We start from the raw sequence: 16,892 nt of genomic DNA on the forward strand, positions 1-16,892 counted from the left end.
ATGTGTATGATAACAGTCAAAATTGCTTGATCCTATTGGACATGCCAAAGCGCAAGCATGCACACTGCAATGCTTACGCTTTGGAAAGAATTTGTTTATTTACAATTTGAAAACTTCAAAGTATCACCGGCTAATTGTAATATTTTGAAACATTCAAAAAGGAACTCTAACAAATATCGTTATATTTTGCTGAAGTTTCACACATCATGTCCTGAATGAATAACTATAAACCACACAGAAGATATATTATACTAAAAAATTCTAGAAACTCCAGGTAACAGCCGATTCAAGCTCCTTGTCGCGTCCACCATAACCTTTAGCTTGCAAGTCCATGTATACGACCGGAAAAGACAGATTCTTACTAAAGGTTTTATTATAAGAATAAGTCATCCCTGAATAACTATCAGCTGTCCCCCTCCCCATCCAGGGATACACCATTATGCCTAGGCCGCCGTTATATTTATCTACTGCATTTTGCTCCACATTATTATACTGTACAGAGAAGGTACTATCTTTATTAAGATTATAGGTCCCGCTAACAAAATACCCTTGGTTCAGCTTGCTGGCTATTCTCCGCTCATGCTAAAATTCCCGTCCCTCAAGTAGATAATCGCCACTAATATCAACTACATTGCCAATAGAAGCAGCCACGACAGTACCTGTAGACAATATACTTGATGCTAATATATTGTCTACAGTTTTCTTGTATTCACAATAACCTCCCATGCAAATATTGAGCCGTCCTCGGCCGTTATTAATACTTATTCATAAATATCGTATAGAGGATCTAACACTAACCGCTCTTGTCTACCCGGATCACTGACCAATTCCCATTTTTTATCATCAATAGCCATGGTAGCGCGATCACCATTGGGATCATACTTTTTCCAAACAGGTGCTTGGGGGATACTGGGATTACCCGTCGCTGCAAAAGCAATCCAGGCGTCCTGCATATTATCGGCCAAACCCTCCGGCAAAGGCTGACGTCCTAGCCAGTTATCATCTTGTACATTTAAATTGTGAAATACAAATGGTAATTCCATTGCATGACTGGAGCCCATTCCTCTAACTGGCGATTTCCATTTAAAATAGTACATATAGGCATCGTTGTATTGTGCTTGAAACTCGGCCATCTTGATTGCAGGCATTCTAAAGCCAAGATCATTAACCAGGTTTACATCAGGATGCTTCTCTTTTGGATTTAGGGAGTTCTTTAATTTGTAATATCTGTCAATCTCAATTTTATGCTTGTCTAGGTCTAGCCCAGCCGCTTTATAAGTAGCTTTACCAAAACCGTCTACAGCTCCCTTATAAAAAGAATCGCCCATGTAGATTTTCCAGTAATTTATTTCATCCTGATTCGAGCCAATCAACAGTTTTACTCCCGAATCAAGGCCGTTTTTTATGCTAATAAACGGATCTACCGGTATATTTCTTCCATCAACCAAAGGAAAACAATACTGTTCACTAGACACATTCATTTCAGCAAATTTCGTTTGATACTCTCTAATCTGATCAGGGCTAAGAGCCAATAAATCATCCATAGTTTTGGCGCCAGTAAGCTTTATAAAGTCTCTGGCTACTTGTTTACTATGTTCCGGATCCCTATTTATCAGACCAGCTGAACCACTTTCGGCGATTACTTTCTGGAATAAGCCTTGCGCTGACGGCATACCCATTAATACCGAAACACTGCCGGCACCGCAGGATTCGCCAAAGATCGTAACATTATTAGGATTACCGCCAAAACCTGCAATATTTTCACGAACCCACTTTAATGCCTGAACCTGATCTAACATACCTAAATTGGCACTGTCAGCATACTCACTGCCGCCAAACTCCTCCAAGTTCAGGAAGCCCAACGTATTAACACGATAATTGATGGAAACCATAACCACATCTGCTCTTCTGGCAAATTGTTCCAAATCATAGTATGGATCACCAGATCCCCCTCCCAAGTAACTCCCGCCATGAATGAACACCATAACCGGCTTGTTTTGAGCTTGTATGTCGCGGGTCCATATATTTAGTGTTAAGCATTCCTCTCCCTGAGGAAGTGTGGATGCTGCCATATAAGGAGAAGTATCAACTGGTTGTATAGATGTTTTTCCAAATTCAAACGCCTTGATCGGTTCAGAATGATACTCCGGACTTTGTGGTGCTTTCCACCGCAAATTGCCAACCGGCTGCTTGGCAAACGGAATACCTTTAAAAATAGCAATTCCATACCGGTCCCTTTTACCAATTACGTCCCCATACTGAGTTTTTGCTGTTACCTCCGTGTCTGGCTGCAATACACTTGCCCTAACATTATTCAGTTGCCCGCTTCCCAAGGTAATGGTGATAACTGCCAAAATTAGCATAATTTTTTTAACAGTATTTGTCCAAAAGGATTGTACCTTCATTACTAATTACTCCTCCCTTTATTCCGTAGAATCATCCAAACAGCAAACGAAGCATCCCTCCCCTTTGTGATTTATTCTTATTTATGTTCTTATTTAGAACTTCGCAAAATTTATGCCAATTTGCAAATGGTCAGAAATAAAAGTGCTGACAAGATGACCTACCAGCACTCAAACTTCTTTAAAATTCGTATACTCTTAGCTTTCATAATTAATACTTAATAATAATTTAGATAGTTAAGATCCGAATATCTCAATTTCTAGAAATCCCATTCAATGTAAAAAAAAGACTGAATTATTTACAGAGTAGACTGTAAATAATTCAGTCTTTTGAAATTTCTTTAACGTATTCTACTATCCTATCATTTAACTTCACTGCTAGTTGATTACTGTCCATATCGCCATAGGCGGGCCTAAAAATCAGTTTTTGCTTTATATAAATGTCCCCATTGGCCTCAACATGAGCAGCACTCAAGGTTTTATCATTGCGACAGCACCGCCCCCCGGGTTATAACCAGCGGCTGCTGCAAAATCTAAACCGTCAATATCAGCCTGCCACTCTTCCTTCAACGTAATTTCTTGATTGGCATAGTGTAAGCCTGCACTATTTTATCGGTGATCCGGCCTGCAACAACATCTTTGATCACACTTTCCGCTTCCGTATCAGAAAACATCGTCCTCTTTAAGCCGTAAGGGATGTCCATACGATAATGCGGCTGCTGAAGCCACTTTCAAATTCCAAAAGCCCATAACAAATCCCCGCAAATATTTTATCAATACCCGCGGGGATTCTTTGGCATAAACCAGCTTATTGTCCTGAATACTTCAGTGGGGCAGCTACTTTAAAGTTATCTTTGACACTATCCGAAATTGGATTGTTTACCAAAAGGTCTGACATCAGTGTTGGACCTCCCTGAGAAAAGTCAAAATCATTGATATTCAATTTAAATACATTTAAGGAATTAGCTGCATCAAAATACATTATTAAATTTTTCTGATCATAAACAGTCCGCCAAAGGGTTGGACCAAGATTTGGAAGATTTGGTGAAACATCAGACAATGGTCCCGATACGCTACGCATAGTGGACAGAACGCTCAACACTGCCTGCGTATCATGTTTTCCTCCAGGAATACGAGATTTAACATTCTTAGAAAGATTTTTGGGCAATGAATTCAATAAAAAGCTTAATCTTGAAAATCTATCTGCTGAATCCGGTGTGCCTGGCATAAAATTCAGGCCGCCTTTTCGCTGCCAATAATCATTAATCGCCAGTTGCGCATCAAAATCCGGCTCATTGGTCATAACTTTATATTCTTTACTATGATGGATTTTCAACTGGCCCTGAATATATTCAATAATCGCACTATCACCGCTTGGATCAGAAATACTTACATGAAGAGTAGTCGGTGCAAGGGTATTTTTCGAGGGGACCAGTCGGAATGGCTCTTCCTGAAGATGAGTTACAGCATCATTAACATCTTTATAGTTATCAAGGATATATTGTACCCAGCCGTTGATATTCAAGCCAGCTTTTCCGTCCGTTGTGCCAACGTCAGCCCCTGCTAGGTAAAGTTTGTTTACAACTAAGCCTTTTTCATTGATGCCATCGACAATATCTGAATCAAATGTTGAAACATATACACTGCCATACTGTGAAGTCCATTGGATAGAATTATTTCCTGCATCACCATCTCGCTCCATCCCACGGGGAGACACCCATATTTTAGTCAATACATCATCTTGGTCCCAATCCATAGTACGGCCTGTAACAACTACCTGGTCATCGCCCGTATAGAGTGCACGCGAGCAGGCATTTGTCACGGTCATTGGTGCAGTTATAGAAAGCCCTATGCATGCTGCTAAACAAAGGGATGCTACTTTTTTCTTATGATTACTTATTTTCACTTTTTATCTCTCCTCTTTTTCGTACGAATGAATATCAGCTTAACGACAATCCCCGCTTCTGTTTACCAACTTTCAAACTTTTCCTTAAAACGACCAAGTTAGCCCCGTGGCGAATTCTCTGTCACGACCACTGAACCCTTTACTTTTTAAATCCAAATATACTGCATGAAAAGACAAGTTCTTATTTAAGGCTTTTCCATAGGCATAAGTCAATCCACTGTAACTATCCCCGCTAATCAAGCCATTCCCATAAAACGGGTACCCCCATGCACTAATACCACTGACAATCGTATCGGCTGAATTCCTTTCTACATGATTATATTGCACAGTAAAATTAGTATCTTGATTTAAAGCATACGTGCCTGCAACAAAATATCCTTGATTTAACGTATCTGCACTCGACCTTACAAATTCACCGCTTAAGTTAAACCTTGGCGATAGCTTCACATTAGCGTTTAAAGCATAGTAACGCCGCTGATCCGTTGTACAGTTAGCAAATGCCACTCCTCCTTGAATCGTATCACTAAACTGGTTGGTAACATCAAAGCCATACCACTCTTTACTCGGATAATTGTAGTTTGTAGCTGGTCCTGTTGTTTTGCCCCCTATCACCTGAATATTTGCAGTGCCAATAGGTCGAGACAATATGGCCCCGTCAAACATAAGCTGGATTCCATTAGCTGAGTAACCAGTATTAATAATAGCTCCTTTTCCTAACGTAACAGCTTGTCTCCCCAGACTATATTTCCAATTATTAAATTTACCTTTTACCCCATACCAATCAAATTCACTGGTTCCATCCTCGTATGAACGAGCGTTGCTACCAGTGTTCTTATCATTGCTAAAACGAGTAAAAAACGTAGTATCATCATCGATTTTTGCCGTTATATTTACACGAACAGTTTGGTGAAAAAAAGAACTGTTGTATTTAGGCTGAGTAGGATCATTCGTATTGATACGATCATGAATGACACGCCCTTCTACTTGATAATCACCTGAAATACTAACTGTATCGCCAATAGGAGCCGCTGACGCAAGACCTGTGGTAGTCATCAAATATGTTCCAATCATTGCTTTGACAAATATTTTCTTATTCATAATTCATCCCCTCTACTCGTTGTACTCTATTAGAAACCCGAGAATCTCGTTCAAGGCTTTGCATCTTAGACTTTTTGTTTCTGTTCTCTCGTCCGTGCTCCCTGTTGATTTTTGCCCTTTACTGTTTATGTAGTGCTCCGGACTCCAGACACGGGTGCCAGCCTCTGTTTTACTTGTAACCGCACAAGCTTGCTTTTTCTAACCATAAACCTAAGCCTCCCCAAAAAATGTTTATCAACATGACCAATAGACTAATATACAGCTCCTTTCTTTAAGGGTTCCTCTATTCTGAGTACGCATCCAGTTTTAGAACTTTGCAAAATTTATGCCAACTTGTGGGTAGTTAAAAATGAAATACTGGCAAGACAACCTACCAGCCCGCAAACTTCTTAAAAATTATATACTTTTAGCTTTATTATTTACTACTTAATAATAATTTAGATTGGCAATAACCGAATATCTTAATTTTTAGAAATTCCATCCAATGTAAAAAAAACTGAATTATTTACAAAATAGTTCTGTAAATAATTCAGTCTTCCGAAATTTTTTGAGATATTTAGCTAGTCTGGCATTTTATTTCACCGCTAGTTTAATCAACTAAGTTGATATCTGTGAAGTTTATTATACAAGGTCTTTTCCGATATCTCCAATAAAGCGGCAGCCCTGCTTTTATTGCCGCCGGTCTGTTCCAGCACCTTAATGATGTGAAGTTTTTCAACCTCATCTAAAGACATAGTAAAATCATTAGAGTCTATATTATCTCTATTCCTTTTGACAGCAGAAATAATATGCTCGGGAATGTTTCTTACTGTAATTTTTTCATCCGTGCATAGCGAAACCATCGAATAAACGGTACTTTTTAACTCCCGAATATTCCCTGGCCAATCATAGCATTGCAATACATCCATTGCCTCATCTGAAATTATTTCGGCCATTACGATATATTCCTGATTATATTTATGTAAAAAATGCCGAACAAGCTCGGGAATATCTTCACGCCGGTCTCTAAGAGCCGGAAGTGTAATCGTGACAGAGTTAATGCGATAATATAAATCCTCTCTGAACCTTTTAGTGTTGACCTCATCTTCTAAAATTCGATTGGTGGCACAAATTAAACGAAAATCTGATTGCAGAGTCTTGTTTCCCCCCAATCTTTCAAAAGATTTGCTTTCCAGGACACGCAATAGCTTTTTTTGCATAGCCATATCCATTTCACCAATTTCATCAAGAAACAATGTGCCTTTGTGAGCCTGTTCAACCTTCCCGATTATTCTCTCATTAGCGCCGGTAAAAGCTCCTTTTTCATGGCCGAACAGTTCATTCTCCGCCAAACCTTCCGGAATAGAACTGCAGTTGATCTTAACTATATTGTTATATTTGCGGATACTGTTGTAATGGATAAAATCAGCAAACATTTCTTTCCCCGTGCCATTCTCCCCTAAAATTAGAACAGGCAAATTGGCATTGGAAACTTTCAGGCATTTATCCATACACTCTTTGATTACTTTACTATGTCCGACAATATTCAATCGTTTATCCAGGAAATATTCGGCTGAAAAAGAATTTGTCTGTTCAGAACTAAGACTTTGTTTAATGACGTTAATTATATTTACCGGTAAAAAAGGTTTAGCGATAAAATCCACAACCCCTTTTTCCAAAAAGTACCGGCTATTAGTATTATCTGCAAAAGCAGTCATAATCACAATCTTGCTATCAGGAAATCTTTCCGCAATAACATCCATAGCTTGAATACCGTTCATACCTGGCATTTCCACGTCCATAATAATTAGATCAGGCTTACATTTTGCCATTTGCTTAATTGCGCTGACGGCACTCACAAATACTTCAACCGCATACCCTTCTTGGGTAATAATTCGTTGCAGCAGATCCAACGTAGGTTGTGAATCATCAATAATGAAAATTGTATTCATGCAAACACCCCTTCTAAGAACCTTCAACTCATCAAAACCTTTGTCTGGATTGTCAATATTTGTTCAGTCAACATATTCTCAGAGTCATCAATGGTTTTTCCATTCTTTGTGCGAGTTTTTAATTATACGCATCCGCTGAATAAGCAGTAAAAGTTTCTGTATTAATCCGGTAATTATTACAGGAACTTTATACTAAGCTTCTTATAGGCCTTTTTTTTCGAACAAAAAAAGCCCTTTAATTTTATGCCTGAAGTAAATGAATAGAAGGTTTTTCAGAAATCATTAATTTTTCTATTCCATTAATCTTGTTCTGGCATAAAATTTGCATATATATCAACATGAAATCCTTATATTAGGAAACTCTGCTGAATCTAGCTGCGTGTAGCCGATCCAACCTGTATTTCTGCAAAAGCTAGCCTAAATTCTCCAAGCAGTTTCTCAATTTCTTCAAGCTTGCTCAATAAATCTTTTTTTGAATAATTTTTATAGTTTTGGAGCATATTCTCCACTTCGTTGATTCCAAAGGAAATATGCAAATTTAACATCGTCCCCTTTAATGAATGTAGATTATTATGAACCCCTGTTAAATTGCCGTCTGCTGCATATTTTTTGGCGGTTGCGATAGTTTCAGGATATAAATCAAGAAAAGCTTCAAGTAATTTAATAGAAAAAGCTCTGTCATTTTGTACCATGGATTCAAGAATTTTAATGGTTTCCTTAACATGAAAAATATTACTTTCTGCTTGTGGTTTATCGTTATTTTCTGTCAAATCCTTGTCAAACCTAATTTTTAATAATTTATCCTGTAATAGGGCAGGTTCAATAGGTTTAACTATATAATCATTCATACCCAAGTCAAAACATTTTTTCACACTAGTGCTGTCACCATAGGCGGTCATGGCAATAATTGGGGTTGTAGCTTTAGTCTTCTCCTGCAAATTCCTAATCTTCCGGGTTGCCTCGAAGCCATCCATTTCCGGCATTTGCAAATCCATCAATATTACATCCACTTCATGTAACTGCACCATTTCAAAGGCCTCTAACCCATTATAGGCAAAGTATAATTCAAATTCATCAGCTTCCAAAAATGAGCTGAGAAGCTGGCGATTTACTTCCATATCTTCGACAATAAGAATTTCTAACTTCACCCTATTGGATTTTTGCGGAATTTTCCCACTACCTGATCCTGCATCTAGATCAGATGATGAGGAGACAATAAAACTGCCATCTTCCAAAACCATTTCTTTACGTAATATTTTTTCTATCGACTCTAACGTTACCGGTTTATTAATGAATCCAGCAATAGGCGGAACTGCTTGCCACCTGTCCAAATCAATACTGTCTTTTGCCGCAGCCATTAAAACAACATCGGCCTTAACCCCGCTCGAAATCAACTCACAAAATTCTTTTACTACTCTAGATTGTTGGTTTGCTAATAGAGTTGCGTCTAATAAAATTAAATCATATGGCTTCCCGTCTTCACCCCTATATCGAATAGTATAAACTGCCTCCACAAAGTGACTACACGTTTCCACGCTTGCACCATAGTATTCCAACTGCTTGCGGATAGTCGAGAGCACTGAAATACTATCATCTACAACCAAAGCACGGGTTGAAGACGCATTAACCTGATATTTATTTGCGTAACCACAAATTTTTAGGGGAATTGAAAAATAGAACTCGCTCCCCCAGCCAAATTCGCTCCGATAGCCAATTTTTCCACCCATTTCTTCTACAAGACTTTTGGAAATCGCAAGACCCAACCCGGTACCGCCGTACTTTCTGGTTATAGAATTATCTGTTTGGGAAAATGCCTTAAATAACCGTTCAAATTTATCTTCCGGTATTCCCGGACCAGTATCTTTAACATGGAAAAGTATCAATGCCGTATCTAGGTTAAAGTTCTCAACCGTAATGGTGATACTCACTTCTCCTTTTTCGGTAAACTTCACGGCATTATTCAATAGATTATTAAGAACCTGATTAATGCGTACAGGATCCCCTATTACTTTTGCCGGTAGTGCGAAATCGATATCAAGTATTAACTCCAGATTTTTTTCACTGGCCTTAATAGAATACACCCGTGCTGTATTTTCTATAACTTTCCGTAAATCGAACGCCACTTCTTCTATTTCTAATTTTCCAGCTTCAATTTTGGCAAAATCCAATATATCATTTAAAATTGACAAGAGTGATTCGGCACAGGAGCTTAAGAGATTAACATAATACTTTTGCCTGCTTGTTAACTCAGTTTTACACAAAAGTTTTACCATACCACTAATGCCATTCATAGGTGTCCTAATTTCATGACTAACGTTGGCTACAAATACATCTTTTACTTTGCAAGCAGCTTCTGCATTTTCTTTAGCTTGCACTAATTCATGCTGGATTCCTTTTAATTCTTCCGTCTGGGTTGATATCGCTTTGAGCATACGATTAATAGCACTTCCTAAAACCGCAATCTCATCCGTTCCTTGCTCTTCAATTTTTATCTTGAGATTTCCGTCTAATGCAATATCGCTTACTGTTTGTGTTAGTTTTGCAATTCTACTTAAAAGAAACTTGTGGAGTAACAAAAAACTGATCCAACCTAAAATAAAAACACTTAAACTACTAAACCACAGAAAAAAACTGATGATCAGCTTTCCCTGACGGGAAAAGTCTCTTGGAATGACCATCTTAACGGCAGCAGCAGGCTGACCGTATACATCTGAGATAACACCATAGCCAACAAAATCATCTTCATCAACAGTCTCAAGAAATACTCCATTTTTCTTAGAGCTCTGTATCTCATCGGTTAACTGAAAGCTAACCGGCAATTGATCAGCCGGTATTATCTCAAAAGGCAGTTTTGTTATTTGGATCATTTTTTGAATTTCTTCATTGTCAACATACCTTCCAGTCAACAAAATACCCTTGGGTTCGTCATCTCCTCTTTCCGAGGCAATCACGTGTGCACCAAACAGAAACGGCCCCTGCGGCAGAGATAAGACACCTCTCGATAGCTCTCCTTGCAAAAGTCCTTGAAGATGCCGACGCTCCAATTGCTTTAGTTTATCAGGAATTGGTCTTTTTTCCCGCAGCATAAGATCATAGTTTTCTCCATAAATCAATTCCCCCTGCATATTATATACCAGCATCATATTGCAATCAGCAGGTTCAAAAAAATCTACTCCAAAATAATTATTCTTGAAATCAAGGTGGTTCCTACTATCCATAAACAATTTAAAGTCGCTAGCATTAGCCAAATTAATACATAAATTTTCATTTTCAAAAGCATAGTATTCAATGACATCCAGAGCACGTGATACATTTAGTGAACTAAATTCTTTTTCAAGCGATAGAAATCTATATGACAGAACCTGATGGGATACAAAAAAAAACAGGATATTCACGCATAAGATGGCTAAAGTAATTAAAGCTGTTTTTTTAAAAATACTCATTTGGTCCCCTCGTTTTTACGATTTATATTATCTATAATTAAAAATTCGCCAGATAATGTTCTGGCAAAATTGTGAGAGCCATTATGTAGCACGAAGTTGCTAATACTACCATACCAGAGAAATCTTAAAACAGTACAATAAGAATATAAAAATTCGCATGAGTACTAGCTTAGGGTACAATTAGGAACACAAGCAAAATTATACCAAAAAGTACTTCATGCGAAAAAAGCATTTGATTTTATAATTTATATTATTATATATTACACTGAGTCTGCAACTTTTTGTATATTAGCCGCAATTTCGGCTAATTGGTGTATTGACGCCGAAATCCTACCAGTAGAACTGGCTTGAGTATTACCTAACTCGGTAGTTTTTACTAAAACACTTACTACCTTTGATGTTTCATGTTGTATGGTTTTTAGAATAGTCGCTATATTTTCAACAGACTTACCACTATTTACTGCCATTTTCCGGATTTCTTCCGCTACGACAGCAAAACCACGACCATGCTCTCCTGCTCTCGCTGCCTCAATGGCAGCGTTTAAACCAAGTAAATTTGAATTGGCAGCAATGTCGCTTACAAAACGCAAAATATCTGTCGTTTTTTTTATATCTTCCAGAACTTTCTCGCCGTTTTGGCAAACCTGCGCTAAATCACTGGAAAGTTGGTTTGCTAATGTGCTTAGATCGTCAGCCGTCACACTCAAATCCTTAGATGTTATTGCTATCGTCTGCGCCGCATTTTGCAAAATTTCATGTGTTTGCATATTAACAGCAGCACCAACAACACCAATTAACTGTCGACTTTCATCAAATACCGGCTTAACAATTGCCCTGCACGAAATTCCATATATTTCCTTGGGTATGGCAGCAATTACCTTCTTTTTGGTTCTGATGCATTCTAATATACTTCATTTCCTTTATTAACTATATTTAATAGCAAATTTTATGCCAACACTACCGATGCACCGATTTGCAGCATTTTTGTCGTTATAATGCAAGTTAATATTCCCTATATTGTACCTAATTTGATACTTTTCAATCATAATAAAAATCCGCATGTACCAATTAAGGTACATGCGGATTCCTGTTCAAATTGCTCAATCTTATTAAAGGCGAAACTGATTTTGCTTGCAAAAAATTAATTTTGGCTATACCTTTTATATACTACTTACTTCCTTGACGATTACACCTAATAACATACCTGTTAATGGGTTAATATATTGGCCAAGACTTGCTTCCATTATCACAATGACTAAACAGATATATTTCAACTCATACTTTCGGTAAGCATGGCAAAATACTAGAGTTATAACAAAAATAATCAAAGGCTTCACGTTCCAAAAAAGCCGTGAAGCCTTTGATTTCTCTCTGGCGGGAGCGTGTAGGAATCGAACCCACCCAGGACAGGTTAATGCCCCGCAAACGGTTTTGAAGACCGCAGAAGCCACCAGGCCTCATCCGCTCCCATATATATTTACGTATATACTATATCATGACAAGCCTCTTTATACAAGTTTCACTCATGGCATACCTCGCTCTCATTAGTCCACATTTCTGACACAAACCGAAAATTTCTACTTGACAGTGCTCTGTACTATTTGCTATAGTAACAACATCAAGTTAATCCATTTAGGCAATGAAGCCTTCGCAATAATATGCGAAGGCTTTTTCTGTCTGTTTCCGGACAAAGGCGTCCTGAAGGTTTACTCCTTTTGGACGCCTTTTGGCGTTTCCCGGAATTTGCTAGGGGGGGATGTTCTTATTCAACAGTTAGGTTTTATTTTTAAAATATTAGTAAATAAAGGAAGGGATGTAAAATGAAAAAGCTCTGGACTATTTTTACGGTTTGCTTATTGTTAATGCTTATCTTTGCACCAGCAGCCTTCGCTGATGGCGACACTCCGGCCGAAGCGGCCAAAATTGACACCGGCGATACCGCATTTGTTCTAATCAGTGCTGCACTTGTTATGATTATGACCCCTGGTTTGGCCTTATTCTATGGCGGTATGGTACGAACTAAAAATGCATTAAGTACCATCATGCAAAGTTTTTTTGTTATTGGTCTAATTTCTGTCCAATGGGTTCTTTTCGGTTATTCCCTCGCTTTTGGCCCTGACATCAGCAGTTTCATCGGCGGCCTTGACTGGGTTGGCCTCGCCGGTGTTGGTCAGGAAGCCAATGCTGATTATGCCGCTACGATTCCCCATCTGGCCTTTATGATCTTCCAGGCAATGTTTGCCGTAATTACGGTAGGTCTAATCACCGGTGCTTTTGCCGAACGAATGAAATTTGGCGCTTTTGTTGTATTCGCCTTACTTTGGAGTACTTTTGTTTATGATCCTGTTGCCCACTGGGTATGGGGTGTAGGCGGTTGGATACGTGAACTGGGCGTACTGGACTTCGCCGGCGGTACTGTTGTTCATATTATATCCGGTGTATCCGGTCTCACAATTGCGCTTATGATTGGCAAACGCAAAGGTTATGGTTCTGAAGTCATGATGCCTCATCACTTGCCAATGACTGTTATCGGTGCTTCCCTCCTCTGGTTTGGCTGGTTCGGCTTTAATGCCGGCAGTGCGTTATCCGCCAACGGTCTTGCCGCCAACGCTTTCGTTGTAACCCATGCGGCCGCTGCTGCCGCCACTGTTTCCTGGGTGCTCACTGAATGGATTAATCATGGTAAACCGACCATTCTTGGTGCCGCCTCCGGTTGTGTAGCCGGTCTTGTAGCCATCACACCGGCAGCAGGCTTTGTCAGCCTTATTCCGGCAGTCATCATCGGTTTAGTCGCCGGCATTATCTGCTTCCTGGCCGTAGCTGTACTGAAAACCAGGCTCGGTTATGATGATTCCCTTGACGCATTTGGCGTACATGGAGTAGGCGGTACCTGGGGCGCTCTTGCCACTGGATTATTTGCCTCCAAGGCCGTTAATCCTGCTGGTGCCGATGGTCTGTTCTACGGCAATGCCAGTCAATTGACCACTCAGGCAATCGGCGTTGCTGCCAGTTGGGCAGTCGCTGCCATTATGACCTTCCTGATCATTAAACTAATTGGTACTTTTATGGAAGTTCGTGCTACTAGCGAACAAGAAGTTCAAGGCCTTGATATTACCGAACACGGTGAGCGCGGTTATGCCTATCAGGATTTTTTGACAGGCTCGCCGATCGGCTTTGCCTCTTCTACAGGCATTTCTGCTCAGGAAACAGTTGCGAAAAAGACAACTCTCGCGTAAACTGTACCTATCATAGGAAATCCAATAATGATTTACTTCTGAAGGGTGTTATGTTCCACCACTAGCGTCGACTCCCGTTTTACCTGACACCTTGCCTGTAAATCTCGATTGGGATACTATCCAGATTTTCTAGAAAGGGAGGACATATCATGAGACCCATTACTAAAATTGATATTATTACCCGCCCGGAAAAACTTGAGGAACTAAAAGAAGCCATGAATAAAATTGGTGTTACCGGTATGACGGTAACGCAAGTGTATGGTTGCGGCCTGACAAAAGGGCATACCGAGGTATACCGCGGCCAGGAATACAGCATCAACTTGGTTCCCAAGGTTAAAATTGAAATTGTCGTCTGCGAAGTACCTGTCGAAAGGGTACTGGAAACCGCTAAAGCAGCATGCAGAACCGGCAAAATTGGTGACGGCAAAATTTTTGTCTACTCTGTCGCGAACGCAGTGCGCATCCGTACCGGCGAAGAAGGCGATATCGCGATTGCCGATCCGGCAGATATACCGAAATAAGAAATACAGACCCCGAAGTTCCATGGGTGGAACTCCGGGGTTCTTTTTATGTCTAGCCTGAACACTTATTTTTTTCTTTACATTTGCTGCAATTCCCATTGCATTGGGTTAACAGCAGCTTGTAACAGCGGGGACAGCGTATCGTTCCCGGCTCACAGGCCAGCTTGCACTGAGGGCAAATTTGCTGTTGCATAGCAATCACCTCATCTTACCTATCAAATCACAAAAGCGGCGACAATAGCACCGATGAGAAAAGCAAATACCCAGGAACTAATCCAGATTAATCCGCCTTCTTTCGCGCCGCGCTCCTTGAACATAACCATAACAGTGGCAACACACGGAACAAAGAGGGTAATGGTTACCAGCGCCACGAGCGTCTGCGCCGGCGTGAGAGCCATATCACTCAATCCGGCTGCCCCGAAGTCACGGCGGATCAGTCCCATAATAAAGGCAGTAGCGGTCTCTTTGGGAAGCTTCAGCAAACCTTCTGTCACCGGTGCCAGGGCTAGCTGAATTCCTTCCAGCAGTCCGCTAAGCTGCAGCACTGAAATAATAAGAGCTCCCAGCATGAACAGCGGCGTGGCTTCCAAAAGAAATGCGTAGGATTTGGTTACCGTCTTTTTCAGCACATTTTCACCGCGTGGCAGACGGATTGACGGTAAATCAATCAAAAGATCGGAAGACTCGCCTGGCAGCACCTTATGGAGAATCTTGCCGGTTATCCCTAAAACCAATAAAATAACCACAATGTAGATCGCAATAAATTTTGTCCCGATGCCGGCAAGCATGCCGGCAATCACGCCTAGCTGGGCTGAACACGGGATAGCCAGTCCCAATACAGCGGTAGCAATGGTCCGTTCGCGTTTCGTCCCTAAAATCCGGGTTGTAATGGTTGCCATGGTTACACAGCCAAAACCTAGAATCAAAGGAATAATGGCACGCCCGTTTAAGCCGATACTGGTCATCACCCGGTCAACAAGCGTTGCCAGTCTTGGCAAATAACCCGAATCCTCCATAATTGACAGTGCCAGGTAAAAGCCGACGACCAAAGGAAGCAACAGACCCAAGACGTAGGTTACCGTCATGGTCAATAAGCCGAATTCACCGATTAAAATGGTACCAATAACCGATTGTTCACTAATAAATCGGCCCACAATCCCCCGGACAAACGGTTCATACATTCCCTGCATAAGCGTCTCTTCTGTAAAGCCAACAATATCCTGCGCCACGATAACCCCAATTAAATAATACATGGCATACAATACAACAACAAAAATAGGGATTCCTGTCCAGGGCCGCAGCATATACCGTCCCAGTTTGGTAGTAAAGGTCGCACCTTCCTGCGTCTCTGTTACCACATGCTTAATAATATCATTAACCCTATGGCGGCGGGCCTGATAAATCTCCTCCCGCTGCGTGCCGGCCGGTACACCGTGGCGCTCAGCCACATGCGGATCGCCCTCCAGAACCAGCAAGGCTTCTCCCCGGGAACCAATCCGATTCAGCATCGCCTGCAGCAGATTGCTCAATTCAGGTGGAATAATCCCGGTGCGAGCCTCATAGAGCCTTTTTTTAACTTCGTCAACCCCTTTGCCTTTTACGGCAACTGTTTCGATGACCGGTACGCCCAACAGATGTTCAAGCAATTCACTGTTCACCTTAAGGCCCTGTTCGGCAGCCTCATCCATCATATTAATGGCGACAATAGTGGGTATGCCGGTATCGATCACCTGCAGCGTCAAAAATAAATCGCGTTCCAGGTGCACGGCATCCACAACATTCAAGATTAAATCCGCTGATAAAATAACATCTCTGGCCACTGTTTCTTCATCATTAAAAGAAGAAATACCATATACACCAGGCGTATCAATCACTACATCCTTGCCATAGCGGCCATGCGATATGTCAACAGTGGTACCGGGAAAATTGGATACATCCACATACATGCCTGTTAATGCATTAAAAAATACTGATTTTCCCACATTGGGATTGCCAACCAGAACAATCTTTTTAGCGCCTTCTGGAACATCAATGTGACCAAGATTATTATGACAGTGACTCATTTTTCTCCTCCGTCGGCTGACTAACCCCTTATTGTGTTCTGTACAGCCTTTCTAGATCATTTCCTTCATCATCCGGCTAGCTGCACTTCAATGTTTTCGGCTAAACGGCGCCCGATCGCAATTTCCTGCTTACCTCTGCCGACTACCACCGGACCGGCAGGCAGTTTTTCAAAACATTCTACCTCTGCGCCTTCAGCAATACCGAAGCGAATGGCCTGAGCCCTGATAGTTGGATTCGGAATGGCGGCAATTAACAGACGTTGACCGCGCTTAGCTTGTGCGAGTGTCATGA

13 protein-coding genes and 1 tRNA gene are annotated in these 16,892 nt (G+C 40.7%); 2 read left to right on the plus strand and 12 right to left on the minus strand.

Features of this window, described 5'->3' with window-relative positions:
• Positions 1 to 261 precede the first annotated feature (261 nt).
• The 10 genes from BLR65_RS28900 to BLR65_RS29440 form a co-directional block, all read right to left on the minus strand.
• Complete coding sequence (locus BLR65_RS28900; protein WP_143122479.1) at positions 262 to 483, minus strand: hypothetical protein; 222 nt, start codon at positions 481 to 483, stop codon at positions 262 to 264.
• Positions 484 to 582: 99 nt separating this feature from the next.
• Positions 583 to 726 carry a hypothetical protein gene (locus BLR65_RS30360; RefSeq protein ID WP_218130614.1) on the minus strand — a complete coding sequence of 48 codons (144 nt, stop codon included), beginning with the start codon at positions 724 to 726 and terminating at the stop codon, positions 583 to 585.
• A 35-nt stretch (positions 727 to 761) separates the two neighbouring features.
• On the minus strand, positions 762 to 2,405 hold the full coding sequence (locus BLR65_RS02975) for a carboxylesterase/lipase family protein (RefSeq protein ID WP_093792331.1): 1,644 nt from the start codon (positions 2,403 to 2,405) through the stop codon (positions 762 to 764).
• A 563-nt stretch (positions 2,406 to 2,968) separates the two neighbouring features.
• Positions 2,969 to 3,106 carry a hypothetical protein gene (locus BLR65_RS29435; protein ID WP_169716805.1) on the minus strand — a complete coding sequence of 46 codons (138 nt, stop codon included), beginning with the start codon at positions 3,104 to 3,106 and terminating at the stop codon, positions 2,969 to 2,971.
• Between the two features lie 104 nt (positions 3,107 to 3,210).
• Positions 3,211 to 4,308: a linear amide C-N hydrolase gene (locus tag BLR65_RS02980; protein WP_093792333.1), complete on the minus strand. Its 1,098-nt coding sequence runs from the start codon at positions 4,306 to 4,308 to the stop codon at positions 3,211 to 3,213.
• Between the two features lie 84 nt (positions 4,309 to 4,392).
• Positions 4,393 to 5,406: a hypothetical protein gene (locus BLR65_RS02985; RefSeq protein ID WP_093792335.1), complete on the minus strand. Its 1,014-nt coding sequence runs from the start codon at positions 5,404 to 5,406 to the stop codon at positions 4,393 to 4,395.
• A gap of 593 nt (positions 5,407 to 5,999) precedes the next feature.
• The gene (locus BLR65_RS02990) at positions 6,000 to 7,337 is read right to left on the minus strand and encodes a sigma-54-dependent transcriptional regulator (RefSeq protein WP_093792337.1); all 1,338 of its coding nucleotides are present in this window, start codon (positions 7,335 to 7,337) and stop codon (positions 6,000 to 6,002) included.
• 371 nt (positions 7,338 to 7,708) lie between these two features.
• Complete coding sequence (locus tag BLR65_RS02995) at positions 7,709 to 10,780, minus strand: response regulator (protein WP_093792339.1); 3,072 nt, start codon at positions 10,778 to 10,780, stop codon at positions 7,709 to 7,711.
• Positions 10,781 to 11,040: 260 nt separating this feature from the next.
• Entirely contained in the window at positions 11,041 to 11,547 is a 507-nt protein-coding gene (locus BLR65_RS03000; RefSeq protein ID WP_093792341.1) for a methyl-accepting chemotaxis protein, read from the minus strand.
• Positions 11,548 to 12,152: 605 nt separating this feature from the next.
• Positions 12,153 to 12,249: transfer RNA gene (locus BLR65_RS29440), tRNA-Sec, on the minus strand.
• Between the two features lie 351 nt (positions 12,250 to 12,600).
• On the opposite strand from BLR65_RS29440, the gene BLR65_RS03005 reads away from it, so the two are divergent.
• Together BLR65_RS03005 and BLR65_RS03010 are read left to right on the plus strand one after the other, a co-directional pair.
• On the plus strand, positions 12,601 to 14,016 hold the full coding sequence (locus BLR65_RS03005; RefSeq protein ID WP_093792343.1) for an ammonium transporter: 1,416 nt from the start codon (positions 12,601 to 12,603) through the stop codon (positions 14,014 to 14,016).
• 149 nt (positions 14,017 to 14,165) lie between these two features.
• Positions 14,166 to 14,537 carry a P-II family nitrogen regulator gene (locus tag BLR65_RS03010; RefSeq protein ID WP_093792345.1) on the plus strand — a complete coding sequence of 124 codons (372 nt, stop codon included), beginning with the start codon at positions 14,166 to 14,168 and terminating at the stop codon, positions 14,535 to 14,537.
• Positions 14,538 to 14,752: 215 nt separating this feature from the next.
• Here the strand turns inward: BLR65_RS03010 and feoB are convergent, their stop codons facing one another.
• Positions 14,753 to 16,600 (minus strand): ferrous iron transport protein B, encoded by a 1,848-nt coding sequence (gene feoB / locus BLR65_RS03015; protein WP_093792347.1) that lies wholly within the window; start codon positions 16,598 to 16,600, stop codon positions 14,753 to 14,755.
• Between the two features lie 68 nt (positions 16,601 to 16,668).
• A complete protein-coding gene (locus BLR65_RS03020; RefSeq protein ID WP_093792349.1) occupies positions 16,669 to 16,890 on the minus strand; it encodes a FeoA family protein in 222 nt (73 codons plus the stop codon).
• Positions 16,891 to 16,892: the final 2 nt, after the last annotated feature.

It is taken from the genome of Sporomusa acidovorans (assembly GCF_900101845.1).
Classification (GTDB): Bacteria; Bacillota; Negativicutes; order Sporomusales; family Sporomusaceae; genus Sporomusa; species Sporomusa acidovorans.